This window comes from Streptomyces sp. NPDC030809, from assembly GCF_055572195.1.
This window is the reverse complement of sequence record NZ_JBVIDV010000005.1, coordinates 105,034-120,291: the sequence shown is the minus strand read 5'-3', so window position 1 is coordinate 120,291 and position 15,258 is coordinate 105,034. Positions and strand designations below refer to the sequence as shown.

General features: G+C 74.1%; 13 protein-coding genes and 1 pseudogene. 7 read left to right on the top strand and 7 right to left on the bottom strand.

The features are described 5' to 3' along the window. Positions 1-219: 219 nt before the first annotated feature. Positions 220-2,136 (top strand): protein kinase domain-containing protein, encoded by a 1,917-nt coding sequence (locus tag ACZ407_RS09020; RefSeq protein WP_468126769.1) that lies wholly within the window; start codon positions 220-222, stop codon positions 2,134-2,136. A gap of 491 nt (positions 2,137-2,627) precedes the next feature. Continuing rightward, complete coding sequence (locus ACZ407_RS09015) at positions 2,628-2,885, top strand: hypothetical protein (protein WP_468126767.1); 258 nt, start codon at positions 2,628-2,630, stop codon at positions 2,883-2,885. Between the two features lie 37 nt (positions 2,886-2,922). Here the strand turns inward: ACZ407_RS09015 and ACZ407_RS09010 are convergent, their stop codons facing one another. Next, positions 2,923-3,627 carry an RraA family protein gene (locus ACZ407_RS09010; protein ID WP_468126765.1) on the bottom strand — a complete coding sequence of 235 codons (705 nt, stop codon included), beginning with the start codon at positions 3,625-3,627 and terminating at the stop codon, positions 2,923-2,925. A 231-nt stretch (positions 3,628-3,858) separates the two neighbouring features. Between ACZ407_RS09010 and ACZ407_RS09005 the strand changes: the two genes are divergently transcribed. Beyond that, a complete protein-coding gene (locus ACZ407_RS09005; RefSeq protein WP_468126763.1) occupies positions 3,859-5,388 on the top strand; it encodes a hypothetical protein in 1,530 nt (509 codons plus the stop codon). Positions 5,389-5,438: 50 nt separating this feature from the next. On the opposite strand, the pseudogene ACZ407_RS09000 reads toward ACZ407_RS09005, so the two are convergent. Then, a pseudogene (locus tag ACZ407_RS09000) lies at positions 5,439-6,106 on the bottom strand (IS5 family transposase). Positions 6,107-6,287: 181 nt separating this feature from the next. Between ACZ407_RS09000 and ACZ407_RS08995 the strand changes: the two are divergent. Beyond that, entirely contained in the window at positions 6,288-6,956 is a 669-nt protein-coding gene (locus ACZ407_RS08995) for a hypothetical protein (RefSeq protein ID WP_468126761.1), read from the top strand. Between the two features lie 45 nt (positions 6,957-7,001). Here the strand turns inward: ACZ407_RS08995 and ACZ407_RS08990 are convergent, their stop codons facing one another. The 3 genes from ACZ407_RS08990 to ACZ407_RS08980 all read right to left on the bottom strand — a co-directional run bounded on the left by ACZ407_RS08990 (position 7,002) and on the right by ACZ407_RS08980 (position 8,433). Continuing rightward, on the bottom strand, positions 7,002-7,457 hold the full coding sequence (locus ACZ407_RS08990; protein ID WP_468126759.1) for a VOC family protein: 456 nt from the start codon (positions 7,455-7,457) through the stop codon (positions 7,002-7,004). A gap of 2 nt (positions 7,458-7,459) precedes the next feature. Next, positions 7,460-7,948: a GNAT family N-acetyltransferase gene (locus ACZ407_RS08985; protein WP_468126757.1), complete on the bottom strand. Its 489-nt coding sequence runs from the start codon at positions 7,946-7,948 to the stop codon at positions 7,460-7,462. 65 nt (positions 7,949-8,013) lie between these two features. Beyond that, positions 8,014-8,433, bottom strand: a complete 420-nt coding sequence (locus ACZ407_RS08980) for a subtilase-type protease inhibitor (RefSeq protein WP_468126755.1) — start codon at positions 8,431-8,433, stop codon at positions 8,014-8,016. A 466-nt stretch (positions 8,434-8,899) separates the two neighbouring features. On the opposite strand from ACZ407_RS08980, the gene ACZ407_RS08975 reads away from it, so the two are divergent. Continuing rightward, positions 8,900-11,521, top strand: coding sequence for a YVTN family beta-propeller repeat protein (locus ACZ407_RS08975; RefSeq protein WP_468126753.1), 2,622 nt, complete (start codon positions 8,900-8,902; stop codon positions 11,519-11,521). A 109-nt stretch (positions 11,522-11,630) separates the two neighbouring features. After that, positions 11,631-13,025, top strand: a complete 1,395-nt coding sequence (locus ACZ407_RS08970; protein WP_468126751.1) for an AI-2E family transporter — start codon at positions 11,631-11,633, stop codon at positions 13,023-13,025. 25 nt (positions 13,026-13,050) lie between these two features. On the opposite strand, the gene ACZ407_RS08965 is transcribed toward ACZ407_RS08970, so the two are convergent. Continuing rightward, positions 13,051-13,623: a GNAT family N-acetyltransferase gene (locus tag ACZ407_RS08965; protein WP_468126749.1), complete on the bottom strand. Its 573-nt coding sequence runs from the start codon at positions 13,621-13,623 to the stop codon at positions 13,051-13,053. 48 nt (positions 13,624-13,671) lie between these two features. Here ACZ407_RS08965 and ACZ407_RS08960 point away from each other — a divergent pair, with 48 nt between their 5' ends. Beyond that, the gene (locus ACZ407_RS08960; protein WP_468126747.1) at positions 13,672-14,298 is read left to right on the top strand and encodes a TetR/AcrR family transcriptional regulator; all 627 of its coding nucleotides are present in this window, start codon (positions 13,672-13,674) and stop codon (positions 14,296-14,298) included. A gap of 33 nt (positions 14,299-14,331) precedes the next feature. Here the strand turns inward: ACZ407_RS08960 and ACZ407_RS08955 are convergent, their stop codons facing one another. Beyond that, on the bottom strand, positions 14,332-15,009 hold the full coding sequence (locus tag ACZ407_RS08955) for a carbohydrate-binding module family 20 domain-containing protein (RefSeq protein ID WP_468126745.1): 678 nt from the start codon (positions 15,007-15,009) through the stop codon (positions 14,332-14,334). Between the last annotated feature and the right edge of the window lie 249 nt (positions 15,010-15,258).

The following is a 15,258-nucleotide window of genomic DNA, read 5'->3' as shown; positions in this document are numbered from 1 at the left end:
CGCAAGGCCGGTGGTGCCGTACGGACCGCACCCGGCCCGCCGTCCCCCGGCCCGCCCCCCACGCCGGGGGACGGCAGGCCGGGGGAGGGCAGACGCCGGAGCTGCTGCCAGCGGGAGGCGCAGTTCGGGAATCCGGCGCGCGGGCGGGGAAGGCGCTGCCATCATGGCGGGAATGCGGCGGGCCGCAGCCCTCGTTCGGCCCGCCCGGAAAGGAATCGGGTGAAGCGCGAACCGGAGGCACTGCGGGCCGGTGATCCGACGCAGGTCGGCCCGTACCGGATCACCGGCAGGCTGGGCGGCGGCGGTATGGGGACCGTCTACCTCGGGCGCTCCCGCGGCGGCCGGGCCGTCGCGGTCAAGGTGGTACGGCCCGAGCTGGCGGAGGACGGGGAGTTCCGGCACCGGTTCGTACGCGAGGTCACCGCCGCGCGGCAGGTCAACGGAGTGTTCACGGCCGGCCTCGTCGACGCCGATCCCGACGCGGACCCGCCGTGGCTGGCCACCGCGTACGTGTCCGGTCCGTCCCTCGCGGAGGCCGTGCGCGCCCACGGCCCGTGGCCCGAGCGGGCGGTGCTCGCGCTGGCCGCCGGAGTGGCCGAGGCGCTGGAGGCGATCCACGCACAGGGGGTCGTCCACCGGGACCTGAAGCCGTCCAACGTGCTCCTCTCGCCCGACGGGCCGCGCGTCATCGACTTCGGCATCTCGGCCGTCTCCGACGGCGCGACCGAGCTGACGCGGACCGGATTCATGGTGGGCACCCCGGGGTTCATGGCCCCCGAGCAGCTCACCGGTGAACCCGTCACGGCCGCCACCGACGTCTTCGCGCTGGGCGCCCTGCTGACCTTCACCGCCGTCGGGACCGGCCCGTTCGGCGGGGGCACGGTCTCGCAGCTGATGTACCGGGTGGTCCACGAGGAGCCCGACATCGCCGGGCTGCCCCCGCGCCTGCGCCGCCTGGTGGGCCGGTGCCTCGCCAAGCGGCCGGCCGCCCGCCCCGCGGTGCCCGGGCTGCTGGAGGAGCTGTCCGGCACCGTCGGCGAGTCCGACGGACCGGACGCCGCGGGCGGAGCGCGCTGGCTGCCCTCCTCGCTGGCCGCACTGCTGTTCACGGAGCACGGTGCGGGACCAGGGGAGCCGGACCCCGGCGGTTCGGGGCGCCGCGGGCCCGCACGCCCCGGGCCCGCACCCCTCGGGGCCGACCCGCGGACACCCACCGGCGCCGACCCGCGTACGCCGACGGCCGTCCACCCGGGTACCCCCGCGGGGCCCGGTGCGGACCCGGCGGCCGCGACGGCCACGACTCCGCGGCGGCAGCGGCTGGACAAGCAGCCGCAGCAGCCCGAGCCGCAGCAGCCCGAGCCGCAGCGGCCGCAGCCGCCGGCACGGCAGCCGCTGCCGCCGCGGCACGGCGTCGGCGGCTTCGGACCACCGCCCGCGGGCCCGCCCGCCGGGCCGCCGTCCGGCCCCCGCCCGCTGCCCCCAACCTTCCCCCAGTACCCGGTGGACGAACGGCTCCACGGCGGTCCGCGGCGCCGGTCGAAAGGGCGTACCGCCCTCTACGCCACCGCCGCCGCGGCCGCCGCGCTCGGAATCGGCCTCCTGGCCTGGCTCCTGCCGGGGGCGGGGGAGGACACGAACGCTGCACCGGGCCCCGGGCCCGGCACCGGCAGCGGCCAGCCCGACGCGCGCAACGGATCGGGCCCGGAGCCCGGCCGGTCCGGACCGCTCGGAGGACCGGGCACCGCCGCCGGAGCCACGACCGTGGCCCCGTACCCGTCCGCGGTCGGCGTCCCCGGGGTGGTCGGCTCCTGGCAGGGCACCTACCGGTGCACCCAGGGCCTCACCCGCCTCGACCTGACCATCAGCAGCGCGGGCGGCAGCGCCCTGCGCGCCGTGTTCGCCTTCTCTGCGCACCCCGACAACCCCGACGTGCCGAACGGCTCGTTCACGATGATCGGCGCGTACGAGAACGGTCGGATGGCCCTGCGCGGAGACCGCTGGATCGTCCGTCCCCCCGGCTACCTGACCGTCGACCTGGAGGCCCCCGTCACCGCCGGCCGGCCCGCCGTGATCAGCGGAACGGTCAGCGCGCCCGGGGCCACCTGCTCCACGTTCGACGTGGCACGCCAGGAGTGACCGGAGCACGCACCGCGCCGTTGTCCGGCGTTGTGGTTCCGCTCGGGTCCGGCCTGCGTCATGCTGGAGTGGTGAGTGACCAGTCGTGTACGGCGTGTGGCGGGACGGGCTTGACCGAGCACATCGAGCATTCGGTGGAGACGGACGAGACGGGCCGCCAGCGCCCCGTCGTCCGCCACTGGACGGGAGCCTGCAGCAACTGCCACGGCTCCGGCAAGGCCTAGGCCGTGTCTTCCGGATCTTGCCTGACCCGCGACGCCTGGCACCGCGCCTCGCCGCACTGCGCTCGCTCCGCTCGCTTCGTCTCGGCTCTTCTTGAAGGCCCTTGGATGCCGAGCTGTCGGGCAGACCGAGTACGTCCGGTACGGCGGTCCACCCCCCGCGTTGCGGTGCGCGGCACCAGACGCCGCGGGCTTGACCGGCAATATCCGAAAGACACGACCTGGGAGGAAAGCGTGCGGACGACCTACGTGTGCTTGGGATGTGCGGCGATGTACCTGCCGCCGGAGACGATGACGTACCCCGCGGCCGGGACCGGTGCGAGCCCGGTGCACTGCTCGCTGCCGGCCTGCCGGAGCAGCGCAGAGGAACAGCTGCGGGTACTGGGCGTCTCCGAGGAGGTGGCGGCCGGGCTGGCACGGCGGGCCGCCGGCGTGGACGGACCCGTGCGCAAGGGCCGGGAGGGCCGCCCCGCCCGCGGCCGTCGGGCGGCACCCCGGCCGGGCTCGGCGCGGAGCAAACTCCTCTAGCGCTGCCGCCCTCTCCCCGGGTTCCGGCGGCCCCGGGCTACTCCTCGACGGCTCCGCCGATGGCGCGCAGGTGCCCGCGGAACGTCGTGCCGTCCCGGTCCCGTGCGGCGAGGTAGTCGGCGAAGCGGACCTGCTCCCGGAGGCTGGTGCCGAGCCGCATCCGCGCGGCCTGGTGGCGTTCGGTGTCGCGGATCTCCGCCGCCCGGGCGGCGATGTCGGCGGCGCGGTCGAGGGGGAGGAAGAGCAGGCCGTCCTCGTCGCCGAGTACGAAGTCCTCGCGGGTGACCTCCGTTTCGCCGAACCGGGCGGTGGCGAGGGAGTCGGGTTCCTGCAGATCGAGGCGCTGCGGGCCCGAGGGCAGGGAGCCCTGGCTGAAGACGGGCAGGCCGATGCCGCGCAGCTCGCGCGTGTCGCGGTGCAGCCCCCAGATCGCGATGCCGGTGAGCCCGGCACGTTCGGCTTCGAGGGCGACGAGGTCCCCCACGCAGGCCTCGTCGTTGCGCCCGCCGTTGTCGACGACGAGGACGTCCCCGGCGGCTGCGTGCCCCATGGCCTCCAGGAAGACGTCCACGCTGCCGTGGTGGCGCGCGGGCAGGGCCCGCCCGATCAGACGGGCCTCCGGCCACAACGGGCGGACGGACGCAGGGGCTTGGCGTACCGGAAGTCCCAAGCGCAGGAGGGCGTCCGCAACATGCGCGGTCGTCAGGTCGAGGTAGGCGAGGTGCAGCTTCAGCGCGTCCATCGGTGCGGTCCTCCTTGGCGTGCCGTCCGCGCAGCAGACGGGTGCCGGTCGTCGTCGCTCCGAGTATCCCCACCGCCACGGGGCCGCGACAGCACCCGCCGCCGCACCGGCGCTCCCGGCGGGCATCCCGGGCGGCCGGCCCGGGCCCGTGCGTGGATGATGCGGACCCGGCCGGGGTACGGATCCGTACGGGCGGACGCCGGGGGGCGGACGCGGGGCGGGGGGACACCGATGGGCCGGATCGTGCGCTGGGGCACCGCCGTTGCGGTGGCGGGTTTCGTCTTCTGGTACGCCTCGTACTACACGACGGTCCTCGTCTGGGAGCTCCGGAAGGTCTTCGCCTGGTTCGCCCTGCCCCTGGTGGCGTGCGTCGCCCTGGTGGCGGGCTGGCTGCTCGTGCGCCTGCTGCGCCGGGCGCGCCGCGCGGGGAGCAAGGCAGGGGGCGGGAGCGGCGCCGTCGCCCTCGGCTGGCTGGGCGTCATCGCCGGTCTGGGGCTGGCGGTCGCCTGGCTGGTGTACGGCTCCTACCTCCAGGACCGCGCGTACATGACCAGTGCCGAGGTGGTCGACGGGGCCGTGCCCGCACTCGCGGCCAGGGCGCCGTACGTGGTGGGGAAGGCGCAGGCGGCCCCCCACCTCGGCGATGTCACCGGTGAGATCGCCGACATCACCTACCTGCCCGACGCGGACCGGTTCGCCACGCTGGTCGAGCGCCGCGGCTGGCTGGCGGGGTACGAGGTCGGCCTCGTGCAGGAGGTGCCCCTCGGGAGCACCGGACGCAGCCAGGAGCGCTGCGCGTTCGACGTGGCGGCGGCGGACGCCCGGGTGAGCGGCTGGTTCGGGCACAACCTGGGGCGGAAGATCTCCGCGCAGCGCCGCTGGGTCCGCTTCGACGCCCGCGACGTGTACGTGCTCTGCCGCGGCGGCACGCCGGTCGTGGTGGTTCCGCTGAAGCGGCAGACCGGGTTCTTCGTCGTGACCGAACGGCCCGCCGGGGTCGCCCTCTACGACGGGCACACGGGCCGGCTCACCCTCACCACCGACACCGCCTCCGTGCCCGGGCCGTCCTATCCGCTGAGCCTGGCGGCCCGGCAGCGGGAGGCCACGGCCGCCGTGGGCGGCTTCGGCGACTGGTTCTTCGAGCGCAGCGGCTGGGACGCCTCCGAGGACGGCGCGAACGAGGGCAACGAATCCGAGTTCACCCTCCGCCGGGGGGATGCCGCCGGGGGGAGCGCCTACGTCACCCCCCTCACCCCGCAAGGGGAGGCCGCCTCGGTCGTCGCCGTGTCCACCGTGCCCACCCGGCACAGCGGTGGGGGACTCGCACCCATGACCATCCACCGCCTGCACCCCGCCTGGCCCTCCCCGCAGGCGCTGGTCGCGCTGATCAAGGCCGAGTACCGGGACGTGTGCTGCTACAACGACGACCAGGTCTTCGAGCTCGTGCCCACCGGCGGCACGACCTGGACCGCCACCGTCGGCAGCAAGCAGAACATCCGCTACCGGGTGGAGGGCCGCGGCCAGACCGACGGCCGCGAGGCGACCTGCCTCAAGGCGGCGGACGGGGCCCTGATCCGGTGCGCGTACGCACTGCCGGGCTCGCCCGAGGCGGCCGAACTGGCCGCCCGGGAGAAGCAGAAGCAGGACGCGGCGAAGAACCCCCGTGCCCCCGGGGACCTCAAGGACTACACCGACGAGCAGCTCGCCGAACTCCAGCGCCGCGTCACCGAGGAGGTCGTCCGCCGCCTGAAGGGCTCCTGAGCACCTGCCGCCCGCCGTTCCGGCCACCGCACCAGGCAGTGTCCTGGCGATCACGAGCGGAGCCGGATGACGAGCGCGGCTGCGGTGAGAGTGCCGAGGTAGACGTAGCCGCGCTTGTCGAACCTGGTCGCAACCGCGCGGAAGGCTTTGAGCTTGTTGATCGCCCGTTCGACGGTGTTGCGCTGCCTGTAGCGGTCCGTGTCGAAACCGGGCGGCCGGCCTCCGGCCCTGCCGCGTCGGACCCGGTTGGCGGCCTGATCGGCCTTCTCCGGGATGACGTACCGGATCCCGCGCCGTCGCAGGTACCGGCGGGTTCGCCGGTTGCTGTAGCCCTTGTCCGCGCTGACGCTGTCCGGCGTCGTGCGCGGCCTGCCGCGGGTCAGCCTCGGCACGCGGATGTTGTCCATCACCGGCTCGAACGGGGTGCAGTCGGCGCACTGCCCCGGAGTGATGACCAGTGAGAGCACCCGGCAGCGGCCGTCCGCACTCAGGTGGATCTTGGTAGTGAACCCGCCGCGCGAGCGGCCGAGCGCCTCACCTTCCGCACCACCTCCGCCAGCCGGTCGATCAGTTCCGCCCGGACCTGAGCGGCTGTACAGCACCCCGTTCGCGACCTGACGATGGTCCCGCCACCTGCCACAACGCCCGTTGCTCACCGGCAGGAGCGGCTCCAGGCGCGCTCCCACTGGGCATTCGTCAGATCACTCCTGCGCCCCATGGTCGTATCAACGACTCGACTGAGCAGCAGCCACGGCCAGGAGCGCGAGGGGAACGATCCACCCATCCCTTTCCACTCTCTGCCAACCACCCAGCGAAGACAAGACTGCAATTTTTACTGTCGAACCAGGACACTCGTTCCCGCGCGGAGTTCTGCACCGCTCTCCAACGGGAGGACACTCATGTCAGACGTCTGGGATCCACACGGCAGCCTGCGGCGCACCCTGTGGATCGGCGGCGCACAGTGGTCCGGCAAGACCACGGTCGCCGAACTCATCGCCAGGAAGCACGGATTGACGGTGTACCACTACGACTATCACGACGCCCGCGGCCACCAGGATCGCCGGATCGCGCGTCGGGTCGCCCTGGGTGAGCCCGTGGGAGATCCCACCCCCGACCATGTCTGGTTGGACCAGAGCCCGGAGGAGATGGCCTCCGAGACGCTGGCCGGCTTCCCGGTCCGCTTCGAGTGGGCGTTGGACGACCTGCGCGCATTGTTCACCGGCCGGCCGGCGATCGCTGAGGGATGGGGGCTGCGACCGGAGCTGGTCGCGCCGCTGCTCGACTCACTCCGGCGAATGGTCGTCCTCCTCCCCACCGAGGACTTCCGCCAGCACCAACTCCGGACCCTCCCGCGCGCGGGAACTCTCAACGTCCCTGTCAGCGACCCGGCCCGCTCCCAGGCCAACCGCATTGCCCGTGACCGGCTCGTCGCCGAGGACGCAGCACAGAACGCCCGCCGCCTCGGCATCCGCGTCATCGAAGTCGACGGCACGCTCGACGCGGTGGCGGTGGCGGCAGAGGTCGCCGAGCATTTCACCCCTTACCTTGGCGCGGCGACTGCTGCATGATCGCTCGGCCCAAGAGGCTTCCGCTGTTGATCGCCAGGACACTGCCTAGATCACGTCGAACTCGTTGCCCTCGGGGTCCTGCATGGCGGCGGCGTAGTGCCCCGTGGCCGGCTCGTCCGTGATCCGGAGCACGGTGGCACCCGCTGTGACCAGCCGTTCCACCGCGGCCTCGACCCGCTGTCTGCGCAGCTCCAGGGGAACGTCCCGGCCCCCGCCGGCCTTCAGGTCGAAGTGCCACCGGTTCTTGGCGGTCTTGGGCTCCGGCACCTGCTGGAACCACACCCGCGGCCCACGTCCCGCAGGATCGACGATCGACTCCGGAACGTCCCCGGCACCGGCGGGCAGCTCCGCCTCCGGCACCCCCATGGCCTGCCAGTGGGCACGCCAGGTGGCGTGCCCGCCCGGCGGCGGCTCGGGCACGTAGCCCAGGGCCTCGGCCCAGAAGGCCACCATCCTCTGCGGATCGGAGCAGTCGATCGTCAGCTGCACTGTCATCTCCATGCTCAGAGCGTCCCAGACGGCTCTGACACAGACGCCGCTCCCGCCGCCGCGCGGACCATGAACACGTCCACGGGATCCTCGGACTCCACGGTGAAGCCGTGCCGCTGGTACAGCCGTCGCGCCGGGCTGCCCTGCAGCACGTTCAACCGGACCGCGGCACGGTCCCGGTCGCACCGCTCCAGCAGCCTTCGCAGCACGCCCGAGCCGATGCCGCGGCCCTGGAGGCGAGGCTCCAGGTAGAAGTGCTCCAGCCAGTGGGAGTCGGCGGCCGGCCGCAAGGCCACGCAGCCGGCGAACACCCCGCCCACCTCGATCACCCAGGTGTGCGCCGGATCGAACCCGTCGCGCAGCCGCTGGCGCACCCGCTGCGCGTCGTAGCGCCCCAGTCGCTCCAGATCGGCCCGCAGCACCGTCGCACGCAGCGCGGCGACGGCTTCCACGTCCGCCGCTGCGGCCGGCCGCACGACCCAGTTCCCCGCAATCCCTGCCATCCCCGTGATCCTCACGGTACCGCCGAGGAACGGGCGGACCACGGGGCGGTCTGCCGACGGGGCGGTCAGAAGGCGAAGACCGGACTTCCGTTCAGGGTCTGGGACATGGTGCACGCGTTGGAGAAGGTGTGCTTCCAGGAGATCCGGGTGCCCTGCCAGACGCCGTCCGCGGTGACGGTGACGGGGTCGTAGTGCATCGGGCAGGCGCGGTCCGGGTCGGGGGAGGCCAGGAGTGTGTCGAGGGCGCCGGCCGTGGTGGCGAGGGAGGCACAGGCGGCCCGGGGGTCGGGGTGGGTCCCCTGGGCGGACGGTGCGCAGCTGAGCGTGACCGCCCGTACCGCGGTGGCCTCGTCCTCGCCCTGGTAGACCGCGAGGACCACCGCGGAGGGGGCGTACAGGCTGGACGGCTGAGCCTGGGCGAGGCCCGTGGCGCCGGCCAGGGCCAGGAGGGCGGCGGCGGAGACGGTGGCGATGCGGTGACGCACGACAGACTCTCTTTCAAATCGAAGGTGAATTCCGGCAGTTGGCTGCGAAATGCCGACTGCATGTCCCTGATTCTGGATGCTGCGTAGGGTGTGCGCACATCGATGACCGATTTACAGACAAGCCGTTCGATTATCGGAGTCCGTACGGTCGTTCGGGCAGCTCAGGGGAGGGGTGCACCGCACGCGAGCGCGCACCGATGCCGGGCGACACCCGGCGCGGCGGCCCGCAGGAGGGCCGCTGACCTGCTGCCGGCCGCGCGCGGTTCACCGGACGTCCATCCAGGCTGACCGGATTGCGCGGGTCCGGCTTCCGCGGCGGCCGGGGGCGGGTGCCGACGAGGGTGCCGGCGTGCGTGCCGACGAGGGTGCCGGGTGCGGCGACCGACCACCCCCGCGGCAGCAGGTGACCCGAATGGCCGTCTCGTCATGATGGAAAGCGCCTGCCGTCCGGTCCCATGCTGAAAGAGTGATCAACACCAATCCGGCCCCCGTCCCCCTCGGCCGCGTGCCCCGCAACCTGGCGATGTCGACCGACGGGCGGTCCCTGTACGTCGCCTGCGAAGGCGGTACGTTCAGCGTGGTTGACACCCTCACCCGCGCGGTGGTGGGCACGTTCGCCTGCTCGGCCCATCACGTCGAGCCCGCTCCCGACGGCAGGCGCCTGTACACCATCGACGGCAGCACAGGCACCGTGTCCGTCGTCGACACCGGGACGAACACGGTCATCCGTACGATCGGCACCCCCGGCGGTCCGGTGTCCCTGCGCATCACCCCCGACGGCCGACGCGTGTACGTGGCCCTGCGGGACGCCCAGGGCGTGGCCGTGATCGACACCGCATCCGACACGGTGATCCGCACCGTGGCGACAGGAGGCCACCCCTTCGCCCTGGCGATGGCGCCCGACGGCCGCAGCCTCTACCTGGCCGACGGGGGCGCGAGCACCGTGTCGGTCATCGACACGGCCACGGACACCGTGGTCGGCACCCCCATCCCCGTGGCCAAGGCCCCCATGAGCCTGGCGGTCTCCCCGGACGGCCTGCGGGTCTTCGTCCCCGGTACCGGCGCGAACGCGGTGTCGGTCATCGACACCGGCAGCCGTACGGTCATCGGCACCGTCCCGGTCGGCGGCTTCCCGGTGCACGTGGCGGTGACGCCCGACGGACGGCACGTGCTGGTCGCCAACGTCCAGTCGGACACGGTCTCCGTCCTCGACGCCGGCACCCTGACGGTGAGCCGGACCGTGGGCCTGTCCGGCGCGCCCTTCCGGCTGGTCCTCAGCCGCGACGGGCGGTGGGCGTACGCCCCCGCGTTCAAGGGCCAGTCCCTGCTGGTCCTTTCCACCCGTGCGCTGACGGCCCCGGTGGGTGCGCGGCCGGAGTCGGCCGTGGTGGCACCCGACGGGCGGCACGTCTTCGTCACGGCCGGGGGAGCGGACGCGGTGTCCGTCGTGGACACCCGCGACGCCGAGATCCCCACCGGCGCCGGGCCCGCCGCAGTGGCCGTCTCCCCGGATGGACTGCTCGCCTACGTGGCCGAAGCGGGGGCCGCGAAGGTGAGCGTCCTGGACCTGCGCACGGAGCGGGCGCTGGGATCCGTGACCGTGCCCGGAGCCCAGTCCCTCGCACTCTCCCGCGACGGCAGGACCGCGTACGCGGTCGGGGGCGGGGTGCTCTCGGCCATCGACACCGCCACGCGCCAGGTCACCGGGAGCCTGCCGGGGCTGCGGGCACCGCAGGGCGTGGCCCTGTCCCCGGACGGCCTGCGGGTCTACGTCACCGAAGCCGACGCGAACACCCTGTCCGTGATCTCCACCCGGCCGTTGGCCATGGCGGGACCGGCGGTCCAGGTGGGTGCGCGGCCGCTGGGAGTGGCCGCTTCCCCCGACGGCCGGTTCCTCTACGTTGCCCTCACCGACGAGCACGCGGTGGCGGTGCTGGCCACCGCCACGCTCCGGCCGGTGGCCCGCGTACCGGTGGGCAGCTTCCCCGAAGCGCTGGCCGTCAGTCCCGACGGGCGACACGTCTACGTCACCAACACCGATCCCGGATCCGACAGCGTGTCCGTCATCGACACCGGCACGCACACCGTGAGCGGCGACCCGATCCCCGTCCGCCGCCGCCCCCGCGGCATCACCGCGAGCCCCGACGGACGCCTGCTGTACGTGTCGGCGTCGGACTCCGGCACCGTCTGTGCGGTCGACCTCGCCGCCCGGGCGGTGGTCGCGCGGATCCCGGTCGGCCGCACCCCCACCGGCCTGGCGCTGACCCCGGACGGCGGCCGGCTCCTGGTCGCGGCCTCCGGATCCGGGCACGTGACGCTCGTCGAGACGAAGCCGCGGTCCGTCCCGGTGGGGAAGGCGCCCTCCGGGGCGGCCCTGTCACCCGACGGGAGACGCCTCTACGTGGCCAATTCCGGCTCCGGCACCGTATCGGTGATCGACACCGCCACCGGGACCGCGACGGGCGGGCCGGTCGCCCTGGGCGGCCGCCCGCAGATGCTCGCCCCCACCCCCGACGGCCGGCGCCTCTACGTGACCGACCCCGCCGGGGCGGTCGTCCACGTCCTCGACACGTCCACGCTCGCCCCCTCCGGACCGCCGGTCCCGGCCGGCACCCGTCCCTCCGGCCTCGCCGTGGCCCCCGACGGCCGCCGCGTCTACGTGGCCGACTCCGACGCCGCCGCCGTACTCGTGATCGACACCGCGGCCGACTCCGTGACCGGCACTCCCATCGGCGCGGGCATCTCCCCCTTCGGCCTGGCCGTTTCCCCCGACGGGCGCCGCCTCTACGTGGCCGACGCCGGGGCGGACGCGGTGCTGGTGCTGGACACCGCCGAGGGCAGGGTGAGCGGCACCGTCGCCCTCCCCGGAGCTCCGCACGGACTGGCACTCACCCGCGACGGGACCCGTCTGCTGGTGACGGTGCCGAACGAGAAGTGCCTGGTGGCGGTGGACACGGCGGCGCTCAAGGTGACGGGTCCCCCCTTCCCGGTGGGAAGCGCCCCGCACGGAGTGGCCCTGACCGCGGACGACCGCCACGCCTGCGTGGCCAACGCGGCCTCCGACACCCTGACGTTCGTCGAGGTGTGAGGCCGCGGGCGGCGGCGCGCCGCTGCTGCCGACCGCGCCCGGCGACCCGGCTGCCTGATCTCCCGCCGCGCGGGCAGACGGGCTGGTGGGCGGAGGAAGGTGGTGCGCCGTGCCCGTCATCCGCAGTTGGGCCGGTCGTCTCAAGGGCGGCGCTGCCGCATTCGGCGAGCGCCGGGCGCAGGCCCTGGCACGCCACGACGCGAAACTGGAGGCCGAACGGGTCCGGGACGAACTCGCCGCGCAGCGGGCCGTCCCGAGGTCCGCCGCCCCCGCGCAGGCGGTGCCCTGGGGCATACGGGTCGCGGCCGAGGTGGGCTGGCGGTTCGTGGTGATCGCCGCCGCCCTGTGGATCGTGATGCGGGTGATCGGGTCCGTACGACTGGTCGCGCTGGTGTTCATGGCCGCACTGCTGGTCACCGCCCTGCTCCAGCCGACGGTGGCCCGCCTGCAGCGGAAGGGCCTGGCCCGCGGACCGGCCACCGCGCTCACGGCCGTCTGCGGGTTCATCGCACTCGGTCTGGCGGGCTGGTTCGTCGTATGGCAGGTGCTCGACAACCTCGGCGACCTGTCGGACCGCGTCCAAGAGGGCATCCACGAACTGAAGCGCTGGCTGGTGAACAGCCCGCTCCACGTGACCGAGCAGCAGGTCGACGACATCGCGGGCCGGCTCAGCGATGCGATCGGCACCGGCGCCGACACCATCGCCTCCACCGGCCTCCACGGGGTGACCGTCCTGGTCGAACTGATCACCGGCGTGCTCCTGACGGTCTTCTGCACGCTGTTCCTGCTGTACGACGGCAGGCGCATCTGGGAGTGGACCCTGCGCCTGGTACCGGCTGCGGCCCGGCCCGGAGTGGCCGGTGCAGGCCCGCCGGCCTGGCGCACCCTGACGGCGTACGTGCGCGGGACGATGATCGTCGCCATGATCGACGCCGTCTTCATCGGCATCGGCATCTACTTCCTCGGGGTACCCCTCGCCGTGCCCATCGGCGTGGTGATCTTCCTGACCTCGTTCGTCCCCCTGGTCGGAGCGGTCGCCTCGGGCGCGCTCGCCGTGATCGTCGCCCTGGTCACCCGGGGGCTGTTCACCGCGGTGATGACCCTGATGGTGGTGCTGCTCGTGCAGCAGATCGAGGGCCACATCCTCCAGCCGTTCATCCTGGGGCGCGCGGTCCGGGTCCACCCCCTCGCCGTGGTCCTGGCGGTCTCCACGGGCGGACTGGTCGCCGGCATCGGCGGAGCGGTCGTCGCGGTCCCGCTGGTCGCCGTCACCAACACGGTCGTCGGCCACCTCCGCGGCCGTGGCGGCGGCGGTGACGGGGAGGGGGCGCCGGACTCCGGCGGGGGCGATGGCGGTGACGGCGGCGCCCGTGCCGCCGGCGATGCCGAGGGCCGGGCTGGTGAGGAGGGGGCCGACCGCCGGGACCTGGCGGCGGAGGGCAGAGACGGGCACGGGGAGGAGGGCCGGGACGGGGGCGAGCGCGACGCGGGCGCGCCCCCGTGACCGGTGACCGGCCGGACGCCGCCGACTACGCCGCCGCCCCGCGCCGCCCGCGGTGCGCCTGCCATTCCGGGGCGAGGACGGCCCAGACCTGCTTGTCGTGACGGACGCCCTCGAAGGGCCAGGTCGCGCGGTGTACGCCCTCCAAGGTCATGCCGAGACGGCGGGCCACCGCGCCGCTGCGTGCGTTGTCGGCCCGGCAGTGCCACTCCGCACGGTGCAGGCCCCGGTCCGTGAAGGCCCAGTCCAGCAGCAGGGCGCAGGCCTCGGTGACCAGGCCGCGGCCCTCCGCACCCGGTTCCAGCCAGCAGCCGACCTCGCACACGCCCCCGGCCGCGTCGAAGGCCGTGAACATCACCCCGCCGACGAGCCCGCCCTCGGCGTCGCGGATGCCGTAGAGCCGGGCCCCGTCCGCCGCCTGCCGCTCCGCGTAGCGCCGCAGTGTGCCCCGCGCACCGTCCACGTCCCGGGTGATGAATCCGGCGCCCACCCACGGCCGGATGTGCTCGCGGGCCCGCTCCATGTGCGCCGCGAACTCCTCGGCGTGGCGGAGTTCCAGCGGGCCGAGCCGCGAACCGTCCTGCAAGGGCAGGGAGAACATGGGGCACCCCATTCACACAACAACCGTTATGACTATTACGGTAGCAGCATGCCACGCACCAAGGGGGACCACGAAGCCCGGCGCCAGGACGTCTCGGAGGCCGTGTGGCGCGTGCTCTCCGCGCACGGCTTCGGGGGGCTGACGATGCGCGCCGTCGCGGCGGAACTCGGTGCCACGACCGGCCTGCTCACCCACTACTTCGCCACCAAGGGCGACCTCGTCGCCTACGCCCTCGACCTGCTCGGCCGCCGCCGCACCGCCGAACGCCCGCACCCGGACGGCGCGGCGGGGCTGGCCGCCGTACGGGCCGCCCTGCTCGACATCCTCCCGCGGACCGCCGAGGCCACGACGAGCAACCGCATCTGGGTGTCCTCCTGGGACACGGCCCTGGCGGACCCCGCGCTGAGCGCCGACCACGCGGCCCGCTACGCCGAGGGCCGCGAACGGCTGGCGGTCCTGGTCGCAGCGGCGCAGCAGCTCGGCGAACTGCCGGCCGGGGACCCGCAGTGCGTCGCGGCCGGCGCCCAGTCCTTCGTCCTGGGCCTGACCGTGCAGGCGCTGCTCGACCCGGCGGCGTTCCCGCCCGCACGCCAGACCGAACTGCTCGACGACCACCTCCGGGCCCTGGCCGCCGGAGCCCCCGCAGCCGGGCGGGAGCAGCGTACGGGCGGCTGACGGCGCCCGGCGCGGGCCGGGCCCGACGCCGCGTCAGCAGATCCGTACGGCCACCACGTCGTCGGAAGCCGGTCCGGAGCCGGGGAAGGTGGACGTCGCGCCGGCCGGCACCGTGCGGCAGTCGCTCAGGTCTCCGCTGCGGTGCTGGACCTGGAGGGGCAGTGCGGCGCCGCAGCCGTTGTGGACCGACGCGTACCGCCAGGTCGTGGCCACGGAGGCGCAGGCGGGCGCGGTGCCCGGGGCGGGAGTGTCCGGTCCCGTGCGGAAGGCGTCGTGCGGCGTGAGGAAAGAGGTGCCGGACGGGGTGCTGACCAGCCGGTCCGCCCCCTGCTCCCACACGACCTGGCCGTCGGGCCGCTTCAGCAGGTACTTGAACAGCACCGGGGAGGACGGCGCGGTGACCGCCGTCGCGCTCCACTGCGGGTAGCCGGCCGCGGACAGCGGCACCGCCTTGTCCGGGTCCCACGACCCGAGCTCGGGACTGCTCCCGGACACGTACACGTTCTCCCCCCACACGGTCGTCGCCCGGACCTCGAAGCTGACGACCGCATGGTCCTGCGGGCCGGTTCCCGCCTGCGCCTGCCCGGCCGGCACCAAGCCGCACGCCGCGCCGAGCACGGCGAGGCCTGCGATCCGGGTACGGGTGACCCGGGCGCGGGGCGCGCCGCACGCGGCGGCTCCCGGGCGGTGCGGGTGCGTCTGCTGGGGCATCCGGTGTCTCCTCGGTGATGGCCGGCCCGGGACCGCTGCGCGGACGGGGTCCGCGGCAAGCCGGCAAGTTCTTGCGCAAGATTCTGCAAGAACTTGCAACGCGAGGGTGGCAAAGGGTGCTTTCTCGCCACGGTGACGTCGAGGGATGGCCGGATTGCGTTCCCGCGGCCCTCAAAGGAGCCGCGATCGCCGGGACCGCGAGGCCAGCCTGCGCGGCCGCCGCCACGGGGGCGGCCGCCCCTCCCAACC

Coding starts and splice junctions, on each gene's coding strand:
- ACZ407_RS08990 (WP_468126759.1), bottom strand. CDS start 7,457: ATGGAGATGACAGTGCAGCTGACGATCGACTGCTCCGATCCGCAGAGG.
- ACZ407_RS09005 (WP_468126763.1), top strand. CDS start 3,859: ATGGGCCGGATCGTGCGCTGGGGCACCGCCGTTGCGGTGGCGGGTTTC.
- ACZ407_RS08955 (WP_468126745.1), bottom strand. CDS start 15,009: ATGCCCCAGCAGACGCACCCGCACCGCCCGGGAGCCGCCGCGTGCGGC.
- ACZ407_RS09010 (WP_468126765.1), bottom strand. CDS start 3,627: ATGGACGCGCTGAAGCTGCACCTCGCCTACCTCGACCTGACGACCGCG.
- ACZ407_RS08985 (WP_468126757.1), bottom strand. CDS start 7,948: ATGGCAGGGATTGCGGGGAACTGGGTCGTGCGGCCGGCCGCAGCGGCG.
- ACZ407_RS09015 (WP_468126767.1), top strand. CDS start 2,628: ATGTACCTGCCGCCGGAGACGATGACGTACCCCGCGGCCGGGACCGGT.
- ACZ407_RS08960 (WP_468126747.1), top strand. CDS start 13,672: ATGCCACGCACCAAGGGGGACCACGAAGCCCGGCGCCAGGACGTCTCG.
- ACZ407_RS08965 (WP_468126749.1), bottom strand. CDS start 13,623: ATGTTCTCCCTGCCCTTGCAGGACGGTTCGCGGCTCGGCCCGCTGGAA.
- ACZ407_RS08995 (WP_468126761.1), top strand. CDS start 6,288: ATGTCAGACGTCTGGGATCCACACGGCAGCCTGCGGCGCACCCTGTGG.